We start from the raw sequence: 21,408 nt of genomic DNA on the forward strand, positions 1-21,408 counted from the left end.
TCCTTACTTTTTAGCGCGACCTTATTAGGCACCCTTAAAAACCATTGATGATTGAATTGCAGCAATATTGGGCGCACCCATTTGCTGCATGGTTGACTTAAATTCGGTTTGCAGGATCTCCATCACCCGCTCAACACCGGGCTGTCCAAATGCACCTAGACCCCATAGGTACGGACGCCCAATACAAACTGCATTGGCGCCTAATGCCATTGCTTTAAAAACGTCACTCCCCCTACGCACACCACTATCGAAAAGAATTGGGACTTTACCTTTAGCCACCTTCGCAACCTCAGGCAAGCATTCAATAGCACCTCTTCCGCCATCCTCACTTCTACCGCCATGGTTCGAAACGTGAATGCCATCGACTCCATACTTTAGACAAAGGCTTGCATCCTCCTCAGTCAGGATGCCCTTGAGAACGATCTTCATCTTCGTAACGTCTCGCATTTTCTGAATAAAGTCCCACGTCATATTCGATGAGGACATATTGATACCAGTCATATCAATACCATCATAGATTGGCCGCTCTTGCGCACTCCCAAATCCATGGACATGGCAATTTGAGCAAGTGCGAGAATCCATTTTCTTTAAACGAAAAAAGGTCTCCTGATTTCTGCCACCATTGCGATCAACCGTGATCTCTAAAACAGGAACACCAACCCTCTCAACCCGCCGAACAACCTGCTTAGCAACTTCGGTACTTGAGGTTGCGTAGAGAGAAAACCAGACCTCACCTTGGCGAGCGGCTACAACCTCTTCAATAGTAGAAGCGCCGGCTGCTGAGAGAACATTTAAATAACCCCCCGCTCGAGCTGCTCGAGCAACGGCTACCTCCCCTTCGGGGTCGTAAGCCTTATTTCCACCCGTGGGAGCAATCATGATTGGAGATTTCCATTTACTCCCAAATAAAGTAATTGAGGTATCCACATGACTGACATCACGCATACGACGCGGGCGTAATGGGAACTTTTGAAAGGCACTACGATTGGCGCGCAAGGTCACTTCATCATCAATTCCTGTGGCCATGTAAGCAAAGTGGGCTAGCGGAACCCTCTTAAAGGCTACTGGCTCAAAGTCAAATACATTGATAGCTTCTTGTGGACTTGAGATAAGCTCAAAAGGTATTTTGGGCGAGAGCATCATCGGGTCCAGATGCTCGCTATAGTTCCGCAGAAGCTCTCTGGGATCAATTTTTTCCTGAGCCAAAAGATCTTGGCTGGACCCGAGTGCCAACAATGGACTCGCCGCCAACCAACTTAAAAATTGTCGACGTTGATCGTCTTTATACTTACTATGCTTCATGTCTCCTCCTGCTTATTATTTTTATTACTGCAATCTGGATGCAACTGAATTAAAAGAAGGGATTGATTAGCCTCTTTTATTTTAAAAATACCGTCGCCCGGCGGTATAAAAATAGAGTTGCTCCTAGACTACAAATAGCAGCAAAACTGAGCCAATAGCCTGGCGCTGCTTTATCTCCAGTTAAGTTAATTAAATAAGTCGAAACAACCGGTGTAAATCCGCCAAAAACTGCAGTAGCCAAACTAAATGAGAGGGAAAATCCAGCTACCCGAACATTAACTGGCATTATCTCCGTTAAGGCGGCCACCATCGCACCGTTATACATGCCAAAAAAGAATGAGAACCAAAGCAAAACTAATAACATGCGTTCAAAGCTAGGCTCCGCACATAACCAAGTGAGCGATGGATAACCGGTACAAATAGCTAGTACGGTAATAGCAATCAAAATCGGGCGTCGGCCAATGCGATCGGATAAGGCGCCACCTACCGGCAACCACAGAAAATTGGAAATCCCGACAAAAAAGGTAACCAAGAGGCTATCAGAGGCGCTCAACTTTAATACCGACCTACCAAAAGTTGGCGTGTATACAGTGATCATGTAGAAAGTAGCTGTAGTCATTGCGACCAAAAACATCCCAGCCAATACAGTCATCCAGTTATTCAGTATGGTTGCATACACCTCGCGAGTGCTGGGATGGTGTCTGCGCGCCTTAAACTCATCAGTCTCTTGCAAGCTACGACGCAAGATAAAAATGATTGGAACAATACCGCAGCCAATAAAGAATGGGATACGCCAACCCCAAGCCAGGATATCTTGAGCGGGCATGATTTGGGTTATCGAATAACCCAAAACCGCAGCCAAAACAATCGAAACCTGTTGACTAGCGGATTGCCAGCTTGTGAAAAAACCTTTTCGTCCTGGCGTAGCCATTTCAGCTAGATAAACCGAAACACCACCTAACTCCGCCCCAGCAGAAAAGCCTTGCAATAACCGCCCCAGCAAAACCAAAAATGGCGCCAATATTCCGATCGTTGCATATCCTGGGACACAAGCAATTAAGATGGTGCCGCTCGCCATAATGGATAAGGTGACAATCAAACCTTTGCGGCGCCCCACCTTATCAATATAAGCCCCTAAAAAAATTGCTCCCAAGGGACGCATTAAGAAGCCGGCGCCAAAGACTGCGAACGTTAACATCAGCGAAGCAAATTCACTGTCGGCCGGAAAAAATACTTTCGAAATAGAGGTAGCGTAAAACCCAAAGAGAAAGAAATCAAATTGCTCAAGAAAATTGCCACTGGTGACACGCAAAACAGCTCCAAAAGTTGAAACTGTGGTTGTCGGTTTTGTTGGCGCTAACTTCAAACTGGAATTCATTCATAACTCCCATTGAGGGTTGGATATACAAAATAATGAATCCATTCTAATCAGAGCCCAGATTTAAATTGCTAGCTTGACGCCTTTCGATGGATGACTTCAGTAATGCGGCACAACGAAAAATACCATGAGCAAATTTGCCGTAAGGCAATGATATGAAAAGCGCCGATATCACACCCAGATGAATTGCCAATAAATTTACCATTGCAGGGCTATCACGCCAGATCAACAAGGCTAAACCGGTAAATCCCGATAAAAATAAGAGCGTAATGAATACCCGATCCATTGGGCGTTGACGCACATCCCCATGTTGGTCATGGCGACGCAGGTTCAGCCAAAGAAGACCAGCAGGTCCGATGAGCAAACCAATACCTCCAGCAATACCCAATAAAACTGGCAGACTCAGCACAGGATAAGGTGCATCCCACTTCAGAACATAGTGATACATGGTGGCAACTGAGGTGGCTGCAAAACAAAGCATGAAACCATAGAAGGTGAAATGATGAAAGCGGCGGCGCATTAAAGTAAAGGCATCGTCTGATTCGTTACAACCCTCCCCATGACCGCCATCAAGGTATTTCAGGGTTAATGCGTTGGTACTGGCCTCAATTACCGCTTCCGTAGTGGCTCGATCGGTAGATATGTCTTTCCAAAAGCGCCGAACGCCTATGCCTAAAGATATCAATACAAACCCAAAAATGACTCCAAAGATGATTGCCAATACACTATGCGGGAAAACAGCATAAAAATTACCTTCCAAATGACTGGTCATTTGATTACTCGTTTGCACATGTGCTGCCAGAGAAAATATAAGTAGCGAAAATGCAAGCGTTAACGAAACGAACAAGCCATTGCGCTGATACAGGGCTCCAAGTTTTTTTGGCCAGGCATATTGGGTATAAGTTTCAAGTCGCACTCGTGCCATTGCCTGCGGAATATTGACCATAAACTCATGGGGTGGCGCATACTGGCAAGCGTGATAGCAAGCGCCACAGTTATGACAAAGGTTGGCCAAATAATTAACATCTGCTTTACTAAAATCGAGTCGCCGAGTCATCGCCGGAAAGACCGCACAAAACCCTTCACAGTAGCGGCAAGCATTACAAATCTGTAACTCACGAGCGAGTTCTGACTCATCCTCTGACATGACCTCAATCGGAATTACTATAGAAGACTTATCAAGCATGTTCATTCCTTATTTGCAAACTGGCGCGCGCCGCCTCTACTCCAGCAATCCGCCCAAACGCAGTGCCAATAGACATTCCAACGCCAGCCGTATAACCCTTACCAAGAACATTACCAGCCATCATTTCTCCGGCGGTAAATAGATTTGGGCTGGCTTGTCCGCCAAAATGAACTTGGGCACGATCATTCACCTTTAACCCCAAGTACGTAAAAGTAATTCCGGGCCGCAATGCATAACCATAATATGGCGGGCTATCAATTGGTCTAGCCCAATGCGTCTTGGGAGGTTGCAAGTTCTCGGTATGGCAATTGTCTAAAAGGGTGTGATCAAAAGTACCCTCTTTACAGGCTGCGTTGAACCTGTTCACTGTCTCAACTAGCTGCGCCTCTGGCAGTTGCAATTGAGATGCAAGTTCCTCAAGGGTATTTGCTTTTGCACCAGGAAAGACTGGTGGCATAAAACGCCCAACCGCTTTAGAGTCGATAATGGAGTAGCCAATTTGACCAGCTTGTTGAGCTACCAAACGACCCCAAATTGCATAACGCTTAGGCCAAAAATCTTCGCCCTCATCATAAAAACGCTGCGCATTGCGATTCACAACAATCCCCAACGATACGCAATCAATACGCGTGCAAATACCTCCGTCATACAAAGGTGAACGTGCATCAATAGCAACGCAGTGCGATTGCGAAGGATCACCAATGCTATCTGCACCAGCATTCAATAACGCTCTTAGCAAAACACCCTGATTGAAACGGGTACCACGAATCAGAAAATTATCAGCTGGCCATTCGCCAAGTTCATTTTGACCCCAGGCTTCACGCAACCATTCACGATTTGATTCAAAACCACCTGACGCCAGCACACAGGTTCGAGCCTCGAAACGCTCCTCTCCACTATATGCAGCAACAAACCGATCGCCATCTAACTCCACTCTATCCACAGGCGTTTCGTAACGAATGTGCACCCCCAGAGTTTCTGCGCTGCGATAATAGGCATTCACTAAAGCTTTACCGCCACCCATAAAAAAAGCATTAGTTCGCGCTACATGCAAAGCGCCAGATAAGGGTGGCTGAAATCGCACCCCATGCTTACGCATCCAAGGGCGGCAGTCTGCAGATGCACGAATCACCAGTCGAGCCAGCGCCTCATTGGTATTACCTCCAGTAACCTTTAGAAGATCCTGCCAATACTCTTCTTCCGTATAGGCATCAACCAATACATCTTCAGGGAAATCATGCATGCAGCGAAGATTGCGAGTGTGCTGAGAATTGCCGCCTCGCCATTCTTTCGGGGAGGACTCTAACAGCATTACACTTGCACCGGCCTCACGCGCCATTAGCGCAGCACATAATGCTGCATTACCCCCACCAATTACTAATACATCGACCATCTACACTCCTGATTAAAAATTTACTTTAGCAGGACAGCGTGTTCTACGATATACCAATATTGACAAGTAGTCTTCACTTTTTGTGAAGATTGTGGGAGCGTAAGCTTGCACCAGGCCAGTCACCAGCCAGAACCAATTGACGACTTACATCAGCTAACACTACACGCGCTGCAAGCCCAGCTGGTGAAAGCTCACTATCCGAAACGCTGACAATCAAGTTAGGCCGAACTGCATCCTTATCAGCTATGCGCACACTTACTAAAGAATGATTTTGGATGTGTGCCAGTGCCGCACCTGGTTGAATGGTCGCACCAAGTCCACCACGGACTGCATCCATGAGCATGGCTAATCCATCAACCTCAAGGGCAATCTGCGGGTGAGATTGGCTACCCCTAAACGCGCCATCGAGTAGCGCACGCAAGCCATGTGATCCACTTGGCAAAATGAGGGGCAACCCCCCTAACCTGGAGAGTGCTACCTTAGATCCGGAGGGCATGCCTTTCATGCTGGCATGTCCTATCAAAAAAAGGTGTTCGTCCAAAAGCGGTACAAAGCTCCAACGTTGGGTGGGAATCTCTCTAAATAAAATAGCCAGATCAATTTGTCGCCCAATCAACATCGACTCCAAATGCCCAGAAAGACTCTCTACCAAACGCAGGCGAACTTCTGGATACCGCTCTTGCATCGCCCTCAAAAAAGGGAGGCCTATTACACTCGCTGTACTGGGTGCGAGGCCAACACTCACATGGCCAGATAAGCGGGCGGAGCGCGCAGCAAGAATGGCATCATCTGCATGACGCAAAGTTAACTGAGCTTGCTGACAAAAAGCCAAACCCGCCTCGGTTGGAACAACGCCACCTGATGTGCGCACAAGCAAACGAATTGCCAACTCGCTTTCTAGTCTGCTAATTTGCTGACTAAGAGCGGATGTAACCACACCCAAGGCAAGCGCTGCCTTACCCATGCTGCCATGCTCTACAACGCTTACGAAATACTTTAATTGTTTGAGTTCCATTGAACGACATTGCCTTTTCAAATAGCTTTCACTTCAATCTCAGTGTGCACTTATCTTAACGAATGAGTAAGCGAGTTAATTAGCTACCATCATAGACATCAGCACAAATCACTATGCCATTTGTATCATCGGCAAAACGAGGCGCAATCGAAATATGAAGATCGTTGATTGCTAAATACAATCACACTTGTCTCACTAGCGCCAAATGAAATTGAGAATCGCATATACACGTAGCCATATGATGCCCCGATCACCCCGGAATAGAAACCCCTCGCGCTCATAAGCTACAAATGTAGCTGTGAAACCAATGCAGCGATTCATTTAGTTCAAGACGTTTTTTAGCTTCCATCCCCTTTAATAACTAAACTATCTATAAATTCATTTGACGAATAGCAAAAGCAAGCATAGGATGAAGCTGTGGGTTTACAGAGAATGTGTAGCCCGCACTGGCAACCGCCAGTAACTTAGTGAGCACATCTATGTGCTCGGCGTTATGAAACCTTAATCTTTCATATTCGCACAAGCCTCCCCTTAGCGGAAGGCGAAGCCCAACGGGGAAACTTGGTTGGGCTTTCTTGTTACCACAAGGCTCAAAGTAAAAATCTTGCGACTGTAAAGATGGTCATGCCAATAAAGATAGTTACCAGCATGCTTTTTGTGAATAAAAAAACGATCACTGCTGCTATTCCACCAAAGAGCTGTGGCGACCATACATTGAGCTCATAGAAGTGCGCTGTATTTTTTGTAAAAATGACCTCGGGCAGAATGATGGCAATCAAAGCCGCAGTAGGGGCATAGCGCAAAAACTCATGAATACTCTCTGAAATGTGAAACTTGTCGCCCATCAGTAAAAAAAGCCCTCTACTAATAAAGGTAATGATGATCAAACCGAAAAAAGCAAGCCATAAATCAAATCCGATCATCGCGCCCCCTTACTAATAGCACGGTCCATCCATGCAGCAGCAAGTACACCTGCAATCACTGAGCAAACAATAGTGAGGCGATAAGGCAAGTTAATAGTCAGTACGCATGTAAGAGCGGCCATCAATGCAGAAACCAATGCCGTCTTATTTTTTATGGTTGGAATGACAAGCGCCACCAGAGCAAGCGTGCCTGCAAATCCAAGACCCCATGAGCCTGGTATTTGGGTTTCAAAAGCAATCGCTAACAAAACCCCAAATTGCCATGCAAGCCAATTACCCAGAGCCAAGCCCAGAAAATAAAATAATTGTATTTCCGCTTTATTGCCATGCTTAGTTATAGGAAATTTTTCTAAAAACTTCACGAACACGATATCGCCGTTGATATAGCCAATGCCAAGCCTCTGAACAAAGGAGTATTTTTTAAAATATGGCTGAAGTGCCACACTAAAGATAATGAAGCGGGAGTTAACAATCAATGCGGTGAGCCAAATAGTCCACAATGGATAATCCCCAACAATCAAAGGGATGACTGCCAGCTGTGCTGACCCAGCATAAACCAATATATTGAACCAAAAGGTATGGGAGGCATTTAAGCCAGCAGACAACAAGGCGATATTGGTGACGATTGACCAGGTAATCAACGCTAAGGCAGGCTCTGCCATAGCCTTCAATCCCTCAAAAAAAGCGGGTGACTGCCTTACTCTCTTTAAATACATCGATGCATACTCACAGAGCTAACAATTAGAAAAGAATACTGGATTATCAAATTTCGCGGCTAACACTTATTTAAGTTAAGCTTGGCATAGCCTATGCAAAAAGTTCCACTACTTCAAATGATTCAATCTCGACCTAGATTGATATTGGCTATTTTTTTGGGAGCTACTGTTAGCTACTTACTCCCAGCCAGCCTAGCTCTTCTTCCCCTGACCCGCACCCTCATCGGCTGGAACGTCATGGTCTTGTCCTATCTAGCCCTGACTTCACAACTCATTTTTTCTAAAAATCAAGACATTAAAGAAAGAGCACTTCGTAACGATGAAGGTCAATATGTGGTGCTAGCCATGGCCATTGTTGCTGCATTCGCCTCCATTGGTGCAATCGTTGCAGAGACCATTGTTGCCAAGAGCGTTACCGGTAGCGGAAGAGTCTCTCATATTGGCTTGGCAGCCTGCACTATTGTTCTGACTTGGGCCTTTATACAGACCATGTTTGCACTACAGTACGCCCACTACTATTACCTGCCCTCTAGGGATGGAAAATTACGTGGCGGCCTCGACTTCCCGAGCACCCCCTTGCCTAACTATGGTGACTTTCTGTACTTTGCTTGCATCATTGGCACCTCGTCACAAACTGCCGATGTCAATATCTCCAGCCAGACCATGCGGCGAACGGTACTAGTGCATTGCGTACTGGCCTTCTTTTTTAATACAGCCATTTTGGCCTTGACGATCAATATCGTATCAGGGTTAATCTGAATACGCCCGCCCAAAAAGAGCCCCTGCTAATGGGGTAATATGCATTTTTGATACGCCAAACAGCGAATTGATCATTTTTACAACAAAACCATAAAGATTGATTTGCAAGGTGATTGATGGAGATCCAAAAGGTCCTTGGGCTTTTTAATGCTTAGAAATAAGCAAAAACTAATCGCATTAACTTATTAATAGGAGCAACACATGGTTTGGCAACAAATCTACAACCCAATGGGTAATATGGTCCTATCAACTCTCTTGGCAGCAGTTCCGGTTGTTGTCATGTTAGTTGGTTTGGCATTCCTGCACATGAAAGCCCACATTGCAGCAGGTTTGGGCCTTCTGAGCGCCCTGATCGTAGCAATCGTTATTTACGGTATGCCAATGGAAATGGCTAGCAAAGCAGCTCTCTTGGGTGGCCTAACTGGTCTACTACCAATTGGCTGGATTATTCTCAATATTATTTTCTTGCACCAACTGACTGAGCAAAATGGCTCATTTAAGATCTTGCAAGATTCTATTGCTGGCATCACTGAAGATCGCCGCCTCCAGTTACTCTTAATCGCCTTTGCATTTGGCGCCTTCTTTGAAGGTGCGGCAGGATTTGGCACTCCAGTGGCGGTGACCGCTGCAATCTTGATTGGCCTTGGGTTTACACCCCTGGCTGCATCCGGCTTATCGTTAATTGCCAACACTGCACCAGTCGCATTTGGCGCCTTAGGTATTCCAATTATTACTTTAGCTAAAGTGCATGGCTACGATGTCATGGCTATCTCCGCTATGGTTGGCCGTCAATTGCCATTCTTCTCCTTCCTTGTGCCCTTCTGGCTGATCTGGGCCTTTGTTGGTCGCAAGGCAATGTGGGAAGTTTGGCCTGCTATTTTCGTAACTGGCATCAGCTTTGCAGTTTCCCAGTTCTATGTATCAAACTACATTGGACCTGAATTAGTGGACGTGATTTCTGCATTGGTTTCAATGACTGCTCTTGTATTGTTTTTGAAGGTTTGGTCACCAAAAACCATTTGGAAATCTACTACCCTCAAAAATCATGAGGCCGATGGAGGTGATGCACAGGCACCATCTATTCCACAAAAACATCCACGCGCCGATGTGATTCGCGCCTGGCTGCCTTGGATCATCTTGACTGTGCTCGTCTTTATTTGGGGCTTACCAGAAGTAAAAGCCTATATGAATGGCATCTTTGCTCCGAAATTCCCAATCGAGGGGCTGCACAATATGGTTGAAAAGGTGGCTCCTGCCGTTCCGGTGCCAACCAAAGAAGCAGCGGTATATGTCTTTGGCTTACTGTCGGCAAGTGGTACTGCCATCTTAGTTGCAGCCATCATCAGTGGTTTGTTAATGAAATACAGCCCAATCAGCTTGATTGTGAACTACGGTAAAACAATTTGGTTGGTGCGTTACTCATTAATCACCATTTGCTTGATGTTGGGCTTGGGCACAGTAACCCGCTACTCTGGAACAGACACCACTTTAGGTTTGGCTTTTGCTGCAACTGGCGCCCTCTACCCCTTCTTTGGAACCTTGATGGGATGGTTGGGCACAGCCTTGACTGGCTCAGATACAGCCTCAAACGTCTTGTTTGGCGGTATGCAAAAGGTGGCTGCTGACCAATTGGGTCTGAGTCAAAACTTGATGGGAGCAGCCAACAGCTCTGGTGGCGTGATGGGCAAAATGATCGATGCACAATCGATCGTTGTAGCATCCACAGCGACTCGTTGGTTTAACCACGAAGGAACCATTCTGCGCTTTGTATTCTTCCACTCCATTGCATTAGCTTGTTTAGTAGGTATCTTGGTTACCCTGCAAGCCTATGTTTCACCATTTACCTTGATGGTGGTGAAGTAAATAGCTCAGTAGAAGAGGCCCTGAAATTTCAGGGTTGCAATAATAAAACCCTGCTAGCAATAGCGGGGTTTTTGTTTATAAGCTCCCAGCTAAATTTGCGCAGATCACCTACACTGATAGGGACTTTTAATTTTTACCCCCTGAGATCCCATGCCCACTATCTTTGAACGCGATAACGTTAATGCCTTTTGCAAACATGCTCCTATCGAAATTATTTCAACTGCCTCGGGGCCACTCAAAGGGCTATCATTCGGGGTAAAAGATAACTACGACATTGCTGGAGTTCCTACTTCATTTGGAAGTCCAGCATGGCTTCATTCTCACCCCATCCCAAACAAGACCGCTGAATTTATCGAAGCTTTGCTTCATGCTGGCGCATCACTGATTGGTAAAACCCACACCGACGAGCTTACATACAGTATCTTGGGAATGAATCCCCATTACGGGACTCCTGTTAATTGTGCGGCGCCGGATCGCGTTCCCGGGGGATCCTCTAGCGGCTCAGCTGCAGCGGTAGCAGCAGGATTGGTAGACTTTGCCATAGGATCTGATACCGGAGGCTCAGTAAGGGCACCTGCTAGCTTTTGCGGGATTTATGGTTTTAGACCGACTCATGGGTGCATTAGTCTTGCAGAGGCGCGGCCCCTAGCCAAAAGTTTTGATACCTTGGGATGGTTCTCGAGAGATGCTCAAATTCTTCTAGAGCTTGGGAAGATCTTATTAAAAGGGCCCACCCCAATCTATGAGCCTACCTTTGCTTATATAAAAGAAGCTTTCGATTTATTACCTTCAGCATTGGCCACCCAGAGCAAAGAAGCGGTTAGCAAGCACCTTAACTTGACAGACATTCCCACTATAAGTATTGGCTCGGGGCATCTAAAAGATTGGACGGAAACGTTTCGTATCCTTCAGGCTGCGGAGGCATGGAAAGAGCATGGTCAATGGGTTCAGTCTCATATTCAGGACATTGGTCCTGGCGTCAAGGAACGCTTTGAGGCGGCTAAGCTCATTAATGAGGAGCAGGTTCTCAAAGCCAAAGCCGAACAAGCGGAAATTATTTTAGCGATGCAAAAATTATTATCGGGAAATACCTTTTTAATCCTTCCCACCGTAATTGATGTGGCGCCAAAACTAAATTCCTCAATGGAGGAATTTGATGCTTTCCGAAAAAATACATTCCAATTATTGTGCATTGCCGGACTATGCGGACTTCCCCAAGTCACCCTCCCTTTGCTGCAAATTGAAGGCGCCCCTTTTGGAATCTCGATCTTGGGCAATCGCAATATGGATTTGGCACTTCTTGAGCAAATAGTTGCACCAAAATAATGAATCTAGTTACCCAGGTTCATTCAATTAAATATAGTATGTTCGACATGTATGCATCAGTGAAGAGGAAAGCACTTCCATGACTAGCCTAACCCCAATCAGAGATCGCATTCCATATGCCTCGATCATCAAACGTAAGCCTTTTATTCTCCCTAAAAAAGCACGCGTTGCAGTCTGGATTATTGTTAATGTGGAGAATTGGTCCCCTGCTTTAGCAATGCCAAGAACTGTTTTATCTCCCCCGATGGGGCAACCCCTATTACCAGACGTTCCCAACTGGGCATGGCATGAGTACGGAATGCGCGTGGGCTTTTGGAGATTTCTAGAAGCCTTAGAGAGTCGCAAGATTAAGGCCACTTTCGCTGTCAACGGATCTGCTCTTACTGTATATCCTGAGGCCTGTGAAGCAGCTCGTGAGGCTGGCTGGGACTTTATGGGCCATGGGTTTGAGCAAAAGCCGATGCATAAGGTAGAAGATCAGGCTGAAGCCATAGCCAAGACGATTGCTGCAATTACTGAATTTACTGGCAAGCCGCCGCGTGGCTGGGAAAGCCCCGGTATTACAGAGACAGAAACCACCGTTGACTTACTTGCCGCTGCTGGCATAGAGTATGTCGCTGACTGGGTGCTGGATGATCAACCCGTATCAATCAAAACGGAAACCGGAAAAATTGTTTCGGTCCCCTATAGCGTTGAAATCAATGACGTGGTGATTTCTGCCGTTCAACAACATCGCTCTGATGAAATTTTCCAAAGAGGCAAAGATCAATTTGATCGACTCTATTTAGAGGGCGAGAAAATTCCACGGGTAATGGCTATATCTATTCATCCCTACCTTACTGGTGCACCGCATCGCATTAAATATTTAGAGGCATTGCTCGATTACATTCAAGCCCATAACGAGGTTCTGATTTGTACGGGAGCAGAAATTCTTGATATTTATCTAGTACAAAATAATTAACCTCAGCCATTTAATCAATTGCCATCGTAAACATGAAGGAACGACTATGAGCAACGCCAATCCAATCCCTCAAAAGCAAACCCTCCATTTGGAAAACCCAAAATGGGCATTGCTGATGTTTGTTGTTCTCTTGCTTTCTTATGTTGTCAATGCGATGGACCGTCAGTTATTTTCTGTTCTTGCCAGTGATGTTCGCAAAGCCTTGGAACTATCACTTCCACAGGTCGGCCTAGCTTCTACTGTATTTACATTGGGCATGGGGCTCGCTGGCATCCCCACAGGTTTCTTGCTCAGCAAAATGTCGCGTAAGAATGTCGTCTTACTTGGACTTGTTTTATTCTCCGTTGCCACCTACTTAACAGGGTACGCAACCACATTAACGGATTTAATTATTTACCGTTTTATCTCTGGTCTAGGTGAGGCGATGCAGCTAACTGCAATTTTGGCAATTGGCACCACCTACTTTCTTAATCATCGCGCTGTGGCGGCAAGTTCACTTAACTTTACATTTGGAATTGGGGCTATTCTGGGGCCAAACTTGGGTGCCGCCATCTTAGGCATTACAAATTGGCAAACTCCTTTTATCGTATTTGGTTTGGCAGGCCTCCCAACATTCATTTTGATTGTCCTTTTTGTCAAGCCATGGTTTAGCGAGTCCGTTGCCACCCCGAGCACCGCACAAGAAACTATTGCTGATAACGAATCCGGGGGCACTCTTTTGTCAAGAACGCCAATGATCATGGCATTGGCAACCGTTTTTGCTGGCCTCTCCATTTACGGATATTTAGGCCTATACCCAACCTACCTACGCGAAGCTTTAGGATTCACTCCAAAACAAGCGGGCTTGGCAGTCAGCTTTTATGGCGCAGGGGCTTTGCTGTCTCTCTTTGGCGGCTGGCTTGGCGATCGCTTTAACTATCAAAAACTTCTTTTTATTTCGCTACTTGTGGCCTCAATCACGGGTGGCATCTTGTTTTCAGGTATCAGTGATTCCCTGACAGTGCATATTGGGCTATCTTTCTTATTTGGCGCTTCTATCAGCGGCATGGCATACGCCAATCTTTCAGCAGGAATTATCAAATCCGTAAAGCGCTCCTATGCCTCGAAAGCGTCAGGACTGTTCGTCGCTAGCTTGTATATTCCTGCAGCATTTGCTGGCTATCTTTTGGCGGCACTCAAAGGATCATTTGGCTGGACTGGGGCTGGATTCATTCAGATTTCGCTATGCGCCATCATTGCTGCAACGTTGCCACTACTCGCAAAAAAGAAGCTAGCTTAACTAAAAAATCCTCCCTGCTCATGGGGAGGATTTTTGTTTTGTAATTCTGCACTGCAGTCTATTACTGGCCTGTCATACGCTTGGCATAGGAATCAGCATAAGCTGGTGAGCGGAACAGTAAAACGGGATCATTAGTAGGTGCAATGCCTTGTGTCATTACCAAAGGATCGAAGTTAATCTTTTCGCAAGCGCCGCCTTGTTGTGGAGAAGCTGAGCTCAAGGTCAGCACACCGGCCTTAATTTCTTTGCGATTTGCCGGCCAATAAATAGTGGGATTAGTTTGTTCATCACCAGGCTCACCAATGACAAGCATCATCTGCCAGCGCACCAGTCCTGCTTGCGTTTTAGACATGATGTCTTGGTCCAAGAAACGGGTTGGCGCTGTTTTAAGCTCTTCATCCGACAAACGCTTCACACCATCCTCCGGTACAAAGCGCCACTTGACGAGAGTGGTTTGCTGATTTTTATTGATAAATCGAAACGTATGCACGCTATAAAAATCACTATTGGCATAACTGACAACGGGATTGTTTTTTGCTAAATACTCCCCCAGCGCCTGCGCGTCCGGATGAGTTGCTTTGTAATGAGCCACCTTTTCTGGGTCAGGTTTACCGGTTGCAGGGTCTGGCGTATTTGCAATCACACCGTCGTAAAAAGAGCTGGGTGTAGCTGCGCCAAATACTGGAACATTGAGCATCGTAAAGTGCTGTCTATTTTGATTGGGCAATTCAAACTCGAGGGCCATGCCACGAGGATTTCTGGCTGTGTCTGGGATTTTTAAGCTACCACCTGCTAAGGAAAATCTACCAATCACCGGGATAGCTTTCCCGGAAAACAAAGGTGATGTGGTGTAAGCCTGAACACTTTTATTACCAACAAAAGATCCGGCAACGCAGACACCATTAATATGATTGCGCCTCTGACCCGGATTCACACCAAATTGGTTTTCAATAGCGCCCACTACCTGATCAGGCGTCACACTTTCTTGGGCATAGGAAAAGGTGGGGGCTAATAGGGCCGCTCCAATAAAACAAGCAGCCTTTTTCTTGAACTTCAAATTTGTCTCCTCCACATATATTTGTAGATCGACACAGCATACTGTCTTTTGCGTAAACTCAAATAAGGGCATACCCTCTCACACCAAATAAAAAGCCACCCTCAGGTGACTTTTTCTAATGCCGTACTGCAACATTTCATTTACGTTTATTAACAGCGTCCTTAAACGCTTTACCAGCAGTAAATTTCACTGTCTTGGCTGCGGGAATCTTGATTTCTGCACCAGTAGCTGGATTGCGCCCAAGGCGCGCTGCACGCTTGCCGGACTTAAATGCGCCAAAACCAATCAACTGGACATCATCACCCTTGGTAACGGCCTTCATAATATGAGCAATTACTGCGCTCAGGGCACGATCAGCAGATGCTTTAGAAAGATCAGCATCACTAGCAATTTTTTCAACCAACTCAGATTTATTCATTTTTTATCAACCCTCTTTTGAACAACACATTATTAATGGCTTTAAAACTCATTTATAGCTCTATTGATAAGTGACAATCTTGACCAAAATCAAGTTCCTGAGCGGCTAAAACTAAAGTTCTAATTGAGATAAAAGAGACTTGATAAAGGTCAGGGACATTTTGATCCCCTATCTGTATATTCACGCACATTCATTCTGAATGAAATAGCCAGCTAATCGGCTTTGGCACGCCCAACAAAAAACGGGGTTTTGCGATAAGATCCCAAGCTTTATCACTAAAAACAGGTATACATACACTATGAATGCACCGCAACCCTTTGAATCTAAAGAAGATATTGGTCACTATGTGGGTGGCAAAGTAGTCAACCCAACAGAGGGTCGCTTTGCTGATGTATTTAATCCAAGCACTGGCAAAGTAGCCCGTCGCGTGGCCCTCGCTAGCCGCAAAGAGGTTGATGCAGTTGTTGCAAACGCTCAAACCGCTTTTGAGAGCTGGAGCCAAACATCTCCACTGCGCCGTGCGCGCATTATGTTCAAGTATTTAGAGTTACTCAATGCCAAGCGTGATGAGTTAGCCGCCATCATTACTGCGGAACATGGCAAGGTATTTACCGATGCCCAAGGTGAAGTAACCCGCGGCATTGAAATTGTTGAATTTGCCACTGGTATCCCTGAGCTACTTAAAGGCGACTATACCGAGCAAGTATCAACCGGGATTGATAACTGGGTCATGCGTCAGCCTTTAGGTGTTGTTGCTGGTGTTACTCCATTTAACTTCCCAGTAATGGTGCCAATGTGGATGTTCCCTGTGGCGATTGCTTGTGGCAACACTTTCATCCTCAAGCCCAGCCCAACCGACCCTACGGCTTCACTCTTTATGGCCAAGCTTTTAAAAGAAGCTGGTCTACCTGATGGCGTATTTAACGTTGTACAAGGTGATAAAGAGGCGGTGGATGCCTTAATCGAAAACCCAGATGTGAAAGCTGTTAGCTTTGTTGGCTCTACACCTATTGCCAATTACATCTATGAGCGTTGCGCACATTTTGGTAAGCGCTCCCAGGCTTTGGGTGGCGCTAAGAACCATATGGTCATCATGCCGGATGCCGACATGGATAAAGCAATTGACGCTTTGATTGGCGCCGCATACGGCTCTGCTGGAGAGCGTTGCATGGCAATCTCTGTAGCGGTATTGGTAGGTGATGCTGCTGACAAAATCATGCCAAAACTGATTGAGCGTACTAAGACTCTCAAAGTGAAGAATGGCATGGAGCTCGATGCTGAGATGGGCCCTATCGTTACCAAAGCTGCACTTGAGCGCATTACTGGCTATATAGAAAGCGGCGTTGCTTCTGGCGCCAAACTCTTGGTAGATGGCCGCGGTCTTAAAGTACCCGGTCATGAAGATGGCTTCTTTATTGGCGGCACCCTATTTGATAACGTTACCCCTGATATGAAGATTTACCTCGAAGAAATCTTCGGACCAGTATTGTCTTGCTTGCGTGTAGCCAACTTTACCGAAGCCTTGAAACTAGTGAACTCTTGCGAATTTGGTAACGGTGTTGCTTGCTTTACTAGCGATGGCAATATTGCTCGCGAATTTGCCCGCCGCGTACAAGTCGGCATGGTTGGTATTAACGTACCTATCCCAGTTCCAATGGCGTGGCATGGTTTTGGCGGTTGGAAGAAGTCCCTCTTTGGTGATATGCATGCCTACGGTAAAGAAGGCGTACGTTTCTATACCAAGCAAAAGAGTGTCATGCAGCGTTGGCCAGAGAGTATTGCCAAAGGCGCTGAGTTTGTAATGCCGACTTCGAAGTAATTGAGATCGACATTTCTTTCTAATATAAGCGGAGACAAAAAATGGAAGTTATAGGAATTTTTGCCAGTTTAGTTTTATTGATTTACTTTGCATATAAGGGGTATTCAGTTATCTTTTTTGCCCCTATATTTGCTTTGATTGCGGCATTCTCACAAGGATTGCCAGTAATGCCAACTTACACCGAGCTGTTTATGGTGAAGGCGGCGATCTACGTCAAAAACTTCTTCCCTGTATTTATGCTTGGCGCTATTTTCGGCAAAGTGATGGAAGAAAGCGGTATGGCGCAATCCATTGCAAGCGCGATTATCAAATCTTTAGGGCCAAAGCGTGCAGTGCTCTCAACCGTTCTTTCTGCTGCCATCTTGACTTATGGTGGCGTCAGCATGTTCGTGGTTGTATTTGCCGTATACCCTTTTGCTGCCGCTTTATTTAAGCAAGCGGATATTCCAAAGAAGTTTGTACCTGCCAGCATCGTATTAGGGGCATTCACTTTCACGATGGACAGCCTTCCTGGTTCACCACAAATCCAAAACATTATTCCAACTAAGTTTTTTGGAACCAGTGTTTATTCTGGGCCAACCCTAGGTATTACTGTTGCAATCATCATGTTTGTAACCGGCATGATGTGGTTAACCTATCGTGTTAATCAAGCCCATGCAAATGGTGAAGGCTATGGTGCACATACCATTAACGAGCCAAGCCCACGCGATGAAGCATTGCCATCATGGCATTTATCCATACTGCCTTTGTTGACAGTATTGGTAGTGAACTACATTGGTAACAATGTATTTCCTTGGGATCCAGATTCATTGGCGCCGATTGTGGCGATGAAATTACCATTGACGGCTACTGCTCTTAAGAATGTCATTAGTATTTGGTCCTTAATTATTGCCGTTGCTTGCGGTATTGTGGTGTCAATCGCTCTCGGCTTTAATCGCATCTCCAAAGGCGGTATTAGCAGAGCGATTAGTCTTGGTGCAGTGGGCTCATTATTGGCAGTCATGAACGTCGCTTCCGAAGTTGGTTATGGCAACGTGATTGCTGCCCTGCCTGGGTTTAACACTATTGCTCATAGCGTCATGAATATGAACTGGGGTGATGGTCCTTTGGCATCCATGGCTGTGACCATCAATATCATTTGCGGTATTACCGGCTCAGCATCTGGCGGCGTGTCCATTGCACTTGATCTGTTTAGCAAGTTTTGGTTAGATTGGGCGCAAACTGTCAATATGTCACCAGAAATCTTGGGTCGCTTTGCCTCTATCGCATCAGGCGGTTTCGATACTGGCCCACACAATGGCGCCATCATCACCCTCTTGGCAGTCTGCGGTTTGACACACAAGCAATCCTATCCAGATATCTTTGCAATGACTGTCTTGAAGATCTTGATGGTTGGAGTTGCGCTTGGATTTGTTGCAATTTTTGGGTTCGCTTAATCACCCATTATTACCATGAGATAGGTTCTCACGGAGTAGTAAACACGAAGCCCCTGGATGTAGATTCAGGGGCTTTTTCTATATCCAATAAATTATCTTTAATTGCGGTTTACTGATCTTCCTCCACTACCGCCCACGTGCTATCACCTAATTTTTTGACTGCCATGGAGTACACCCAGTTATCAGGGATTCCACAACTCCAATCCTTCGGTCCGTTTTGAATGAGAAGATGCGTGGCATTTCTTTGATCATAGTAAAGATGATAGGTTTTACCGTGTAAGGGATTAAAACTAAACTTAGAGCGATGAACCATCTCAGTAGCATCAAGGCGCGCTTGCAAAGACCTCGCCTGTCTCATGAGGACTTCAGCCTGCTCCATAATGCGATCGTATTCAAGCTTTGCATTTTGCCTAGCAACATTAACCGCTTTATCTTTTTCTTCGACGACTTTAATCGGTGCAAATACGGGCGCTCCAACCTCCATCGGGTATTCAATACCAGCATGCCTTGCGGGATCTTTATCTTCAATTCTCACAAAAACTCCTAATTCAATTTATATGGGTGTCCATATTTACCCAATTTTGGGTCAATATAAGTCGTCTTCACTGGACCCATCCCCATAATCTGGACCTCAACCGGCTCCTTCAGTGACCCATCAAAATGGACCGCATTAGCAGGATGAAACATGACACTGCCTGCCGGCATGGGGATCGTGCTCTTTGGATCCCAAGCGCCATCCGTACCAGAATACCAAGTTCCTTTAATTACAGTTACCCAACGATCTTGATCGTGAGAATGCGGTGTGCTCATCACCCCTGCAGGAAAAATATTGCGCATGATGTAGATCCCAGGCTTACTTGGGTCACCAAACAGTATGACTGTCTTTAGGCCACTCTCGCTATCTTTCCATGGAATCTCACTCGGCGTCATGGTGACAAATCCACCTGGATGGATTACTTGGGCGCCAACAGTAAAGACTGCCCCGCAGAAGATCGTACCAATCAAATACTTTACAACTCCTGTTTTATTCATCAACATGTTCCTTTGCATGGGTCCATCAATTAAGGCTTATAAAAACTCAAGGTTACTTCACCCAGTTCAATACCAAATTTACTCATCTTGGCTTTATTAAGCATCACCTTGGGCGTCACCAAGTACATCCAATCATCAAATTGCACGTGGTAAGTTGTGCCATCCACGGGAAGGGCCAAGGTATAGGCCCAATGCAAGGCATTCCCCGCGGACTCACCTTTAGCTACCCCAACAACATCATCTGCGGTACCAGTAAATTGACCTGGGGCTGTCTCAGTTAGCCGCCATATGCGCTTTTGCGTTGTGCCATCAGAATACTCAAAACTCTCATCCAGGGTACCTACTTTTTTTCCCTGAACCACCTCCCAGTTCGACTGAATTAACACGGTAAAACGCTTTTTAACCTCCCCACTGCGATCAGTAAAGATGCCATAGGCATGAATCGTTCCGGAAAAAAATTGACTTAAATCTAGCTCGGGCTTTTGATCAGCATATTGCACAACCGCAGGACTAGAGCAGCCACCCAACAATAGGGTCATACAGAAACCTAAGGCAATTTGACGTAAGTGTATTTTCATAAATCAACAAGCCTCATTAATTAAAGGTGGAGGGCAGCTTTGTCCGAGCAATTGATTGCGCAATTTAGGTGCGCTGGTATTGGGGTCGAGCCAAATACTAAAAAAGGCTTTAGCAAATTGGGTATCGGGTATTTCGCCAAGTTGCTTACCCTCATGAAAGAATACAGTACCCTGTTTTGGCAAATAGATCGCAGTTAAAGATTGGCCACGTTCAACATTGGGGAAGATCGTCGCAAGTTGCTTACCCCAAAGATCAGCTTGCTGCGCTGGAACACCTAAACCCTCCATCTCTTGCGTTACTCTTTTGGCAATTGCAGGGCCTGAAAAAGATCTTAGATAACGGATATCCAATGCAAATTCTGGCGCGCTTACGTTGTTACTGCGGTAGAGCTTCGCATCATAGACATCAAACCCCCAATAAGTAAATTTACCAGCGCCCTGTAACTTTGCTTGATTTAATAGTGCATGAATAAAAGAGGCATCTTGAGAGTAAGCAGGCGTATTCATGCCCAGCGCAATGCAGAGTATTGAAGTTAAAACTGTAATGAGTCTTTTCATCTCATTTCCTGTTGTTCGTCCTATTTACCAGCCATAAGGCGCCTGGACCAAAGATTTTAGAGATAGCATGTCGATTTCTAGCAAAGAAACCATAGCCTAGTTGCAGCAACGGTTGAAGCGCCTTTTGCGAAAACACCCAAGCCAAAAAAGGCAGATCCGCCCGTCGGTAGGCCTCTGAAAAAACTGACACGCCATTAATCAATTCACCATTAGCATATTGACCATACATTGATGCCAAAGCTTGGTCGCATGAGACACCCGTTGCGTGCGAATCATAAAATTGCGAGTTGATGTCCACAAAATCGAGCAGCCCCGCATTATTTCTGCGAGACAAAAAAGTGATTTCAGCCTGACACAAAGGGCAAGCGCCATCATAAAAAAGGCTTAGTTTTTGCAGTTCCTGGCTCAT

At 45.8% G+C, this 21,408-nt stretch carries 21 protein-coding genes; 7 read left to right on the top strand and 14 right to left on the bottom strand.

Annotated features, from left to right (window positions below):
• Positions 1 to 24: 24 nt before the first annotated feature.
• From M2125_RS05590 to M2125_RS05620, 7 genes are all read right to left on the bottom strand, one after another.
• Positions 25 to 1,302 (bottom strand): alpha-hydroxy acid oxidase, encoded by a 1,278-nt coding sequence (locus M2125_RS05590; protein ID WP_277542277.1) that lies wholly within the window; start codon positions 1,300 to 1,302, stop codon positions 25 to 27.
• A gap of 76 nt (positions 1,303 to 1,378) precedes the next feature.
• Entirely contained in the window at positions 1,379 to 2,680 is a 1,302-nt protein-coding gene (gene tcuC, locus M2125_RS05595) for an MFS transporter (protein ID WP_280742676.1), read from the bottom strand.
• A gap of 46 nt (positions 2,681 to 2,726) precedes the next feature.
• Positions 2,727 to 3,866, bottom strand: a complete 1,140-nt coding sequence (gene tcuB / locus M2125_RS05600; RefSeq protein ID WP_277542279.1) for a tricarballylate utilization 4Fe-4S protein TcuB — start codon at positions 3,864 to 3,866, stop codon at positions 2,727 to 2,729.
• Entirely contained in the window at positions 3,859 to 5,259 is a 1,401-nt protein-coding gene (gene tcuA / locus M2125_RS05605) for an FAD-dependent tricarballylate dehydrogenase TcuA (RefSeq protein ID WP_280742677.1), read from the bottom strand. Before tcuA ends, tcuB begins: the two co-directional genes overlap by 8 nt.
• 73 nt (positions 5,260 to 5,332) lie before the next feature.
• Positions 5,333 to 6,274, bottom strand: coding sequence for a LysR family transcriptional regulator (locus tag M2125_RS05610; RefSeq protein WP_076023950.1), 942 nt, complete (start codon positions 6,272 to 6,274; stop codon positions 5,333 to 5,335).
• Between the two features lie 590 nt (positions 6,275 to 6,864).
• Positions 6,865 to 7,197, bottom strand: a complete 333-nt coding sequence (locus tag M2125_RS05615) for an AzlD domain-containing protein (protein WP_076023949.1) — start codon at positions 7,195 to 7,197, stop codon at positions 6,865 to 6,867.
• Complete coding sequence (locus tag M2125_RS05620; protein ID WP_280742678.1) at positions 7,194 to 7,859, bottom strand: AzlC family ABC transporter permease; 666 nt, start codon at positions 7,857 to 7,859, stop codon at positions 7,194 to 7,196. The genes M2125_RS05615 and M2125_RS05620 overlap by 4 nt, the downstream gene beginning before the upstream one ends.
• Positions 7,860 to 8,006: 147 nt before the next feature.
• Between M2125_RS05620 and M2125_RS05625 the strand changes: the two genes are divergently transcribed.
• The 5 genes from M2125_RS05625 (at position 8,007) to M2125_RS05645 (ending at position 14,101) form a co-directional block, all read left to right on the top strand.
• The gene (locus M2125_RS05625; protein WP_277542285.1) at positions 8,007 to 8,672 is read left to right on the top strand and encodes a DUF1345 domain-containing protein; all 666 of its coding nucleotides are present in this window, start codon (positions 8,007 to 8,009) and stop codon (positions 8,670 to 8,672) included.
• Positions 8,673 to 8,873: 201 nt separating this feature from the next.
• Positions 8,874 to 10,535, top strand: coding sequence for an L-lactate permease (locus M2125_RS05630; RefSeq protein ID WP_280742679.1), 1,662 nt, complete (start codon positions 8,874 to 8,876; stop codon positions 10,533 to 10,535).
• A 150-nt stretch (positions 10,536 to 10,685) separates the two neighbouring features.
• Entirely contained in the window at positions 10,686 to 11,861 is a 1,176-nt protein-coding gene (locus tag M2125_RS05635) for an amidase (protein ID WP_076023945.1), read from the top strand.
• 79 nt (positions 11,862 to 11,940) lie between these two features.
• Positions 11,941 to 12,822, top strand: coding sequence for a polysaccharide deacetylase family protein (locus M2125_RS05640; RefSeq protein ID WP_076023944.1), 882 nt, complete (start codon positions 11,941 to 11,943; stop codon positions 12,820 to 12,822).
• A gap of 46 nt (positions 12,823 to 12,868) precedes the next feature.
• Positions 12,869 to 14,101, top strand: coding sequence for an MFS transporter (locus M2125_RS05645; protein WP_076023943.1), 1,233 nt, complete (start codon positions 12,869 to 12,871; stop codon positions 14,099 to 14,101).
• 61 nt (positions 14,102 to 14,162) lie between these two features.
• On the opposite strand, the gene M2125_RS05650 is transcribed toward M2125_RS05645, so the two are convergent.
• Entirely contained in the window at positions 14,163 to 15,158 is a 996-nt protein-coding gene (locus M2125_RS05650; RefSeq protein WP_277542289.1) for a catalase family peroxidase, read from the bottom strand.
• A 136-nt stretch (positions 15,159 to 15,294) separates the two neighbouring features.
• The gene (locus M2125_RS05655) at positions 15,295 to 15,576 is read right to left on the bottom strand and encodes an HU family DNA-binding protein (protein WP_280742680.1); all 282 of its coding nucleotides are present in this window, start codon (positions 15,574 to 15,576) and stop codon (positions 15,295 to 15,297) included.
• 298 nt (positions 15,577 to 15,874) lie between these two features.
• Between M2125_RS05655 and M2125_RS05660 the strand changes: the two genes are divergently transcribed.
• Together M2125_RS05660 and M2125_RS05665 are read left to right on the top strand one after the other, a co-directional pair.
• Positions 15,875 to 17,395: a CoA-acylating methylmalonate-semialdehyde dehydrogenase gene (locus tag M2125_RS05660; protein WP_076023941.1), complete on the top strand. Its 1,521-nt coding sequence runs from the start codon at positions 15,875 to 15,877 to the stop codon at positions 17,393 to 17,395.
• A gap of 41 nt (positions 17,396 to 17,436) precedes the next feature.
• Positions 17,437 to 18,831, top strand: a complete 1,395-nt coding sequence (locus tag M2125_RS05665; protein ID WP_277542296.1) for a GntP family permease — start codon at positions 17,437 to 17,439, stop codon at positions 18,829 to 18,831.
• A gap of 109 nt (positions 18,832 to 18,940) precedes the next feature.
• Here M2125_RS05665 and M2125_RS05670 read toward each other — a convergent pair whose 3' ends face one another.
• The 5 genes from M2125_RS05670 to M2125_RS05690 are packed head-to-tail and all read right to left on the bottom strand — an operon-like array spanning position 18,941 to position 21,408.
• Positions 18,941 to 19,366 (bottom strand): DUF2452 domain-containing protein, encoded by a 426-nt coding sequence (locus tag M2125_RS05670; protein WP_280742681.1) that lies wholly within the window; start codon positions 19,364 to 19,366, stop codon positions 18,941 to 18,943.
• 8 nt (positions 19,367 to 19,374) lie between these two features.
• On the bottom strand, positions 19,375 to 19,863 hold the full coding sequence (locus M2125_RS05675) for a cupin domain-containing protein (RefSeq protein ID WP_076023939.1): 489 nt from the start codon (positions 19,861 to 19,863) through the stop codon (positions 19,375 to 19,377).
• A gap of 29 nt (positions 19,864 to 19,892) precedes the next feature.
• Positions 19,893 to 20,441: a DUF3833 domain-containing protein gene (locus M2125_RS05680; protein ID WP_076023938.1), complete on the bottom strand. Its 549-nt coding sequence runs from the start codon at positions 20,439 to 20,441 to the stop codon at positions 19,893 to 19,895.
• Positions 20,442 to 20,444: 3 nt separating this feature from the next.
• Positions 20,445 to 20,999 (bottom strand): chalcone isomerase family protein, encoded by a 555-nt coding sequence (locus tag M2125_RS05685; RefSeq protein ID WP_280742682.1) that lies wholly within the window; start codon positions 20,997 to 20,999, stop codon positions 20,445 to 20,447.
• A 1-nt stretch (position 21,000) separates the two neighbouring features.
• A complete protein-coding gene (locus M2125_RS05690; RefSeq protein ID WP_280742683.1) occupies positions 21,001 to 21,408 on the bottom strand; it encodes a thiol-disulfide oxidoreductase DCC family protein in 408 nt (135 codons plus the stop codon).

Origin of the sequence: Polynucleobacter sphagniphilus (assembly GCF_029892205.1) — a bacterium.
Lineage (GTDB): Bacteria > Pseudomonadota > Gammaproteobacteria > Burkholderiales > Burkholderiaceae > Polynucleobacter > Polynucleobacter sphagniphilus.